At 50.8% G+C, this 370-nt stretch carries 1 tRNA gene; it reads right to left on the minus strand.

Going from position 1 to position 370, the window contains the following annotated elements:
- Position 1 precedes the first annotated feature (1 nt).
- Positions 2-75: transfer RNA gene (locus NR201_RS22520), tRNA-Arg, on the minus strand.
- Positions 76-370: the final 295 nt, after the last annotated feature.

Below are 370 nucleotides of genomic sequence, written 5' to 3' on the forward strand. Positions count from 1 at the left end.
GTGCATCCAGGAGGATTCGAACCTCCGACCGCTCGGTTCGTAGCCGAGTACTCTATCCAGCTGAGCTATGGATGCATTGGGGTCTATCTTTTGGGGTCTATCTTTTGAGGTACAACTTTTTATGGACTTACAGAAACCAACCTGAGGATGTTACAAAGAATGGTGCATCCAGGAGGATTACTCAGCTTGCGCTTCGCCCTATGGGCCGTTGCTGATGCAACGTTATCCTCCTTAGTGCGGCCTGAACGATAATCACGTCATGACACACTGAGGCACTGTCCATATTCGGGAAGAATATGGTGCATCCAGGAGGATTCGAACCTCCGACCGCTCGGTTCGTAGCCGAGTACTCTATCCAGCTGAGCTATGG

The sequence above is a fragment of the Pantoea sp. Fr-CA_6 genome (assembly GCF_024520895.1).
GTDB lineage: Bacteria > Pseudomonadota > Gammaproteobacteria > Enterobacterales > Enterobacteriaceae > Pantoea > Pantoea agglomerans.